At 58.8% G+C, this 641-nt stretch carries 1 protein-coding gene; it reads right to left on the minus strand.

Translation table 11 applies throughout. The features are described from left to right. A partial coding sequence (locus ACXJ3V_RS20325) for a tyrosine-type recombinase/integrase (protein ID WP_457102168.1) occupies positions 1 to 641 on the minus strand: 641 nt, incomplete at both ends.

Consider the following 641-nt stretch of genomic DNA (forward strand, 5'->3'; position numbering starts at 1 on the left):
CTTCTCCAGGATGTACTCGAAGCCTGACCGGGTCATCGGCTCACGCCTCGCATTTACGAAGAGCTCCGGAGCTTGAGCTGGGCCTCGTACAGCCAACCAGGCGCGCAACGCCACGGTGGTCACTTTCCACAATGGCAAGCAGCGCTCCCTACGACCCTTGCCATGAACAAGAATGCTGGCCTGTGGAGTCAGCGACAGGTCGTCGAGGCGAAGGCCGGTGAGCTCAGAAACGCGCAGTCCGGCCGCGAAGCACAGATGCAGCATTGCACGATCTCGGATGCCCGGCCAGTCAATTGGCTGCGGAGCGTCGAGCAAGGCCTGAATCTCATCCCTGCCGAGGTGCCGCACCAATCGCGAATCCGTCTTCTTCATGGGTATTGCGAGGACCCGTTGAATCTGCTCAAGAGCCGACGGAATCCGGTATTCCATGAAGTGCATGAACGACTTGATTGCAGCCAGACGAACGTTCCGTGAGCTGGCGCCGTTCGCGCGATTGGTCTCCAGGTTACGAAGGAAGCCAACCACCAATGGAGCGTCGATTTGTTCGAACGTCATCCTTGATGGCGCCACCCGCAGACGATTGCTCGCAAACTCCAAGAGCAGCCTGAAGGCGTAGGCATACGAATCACTGGTGTTCACGC

This window comes from Microbacterium sp. P5_E9, assembly GCF_054049175.1.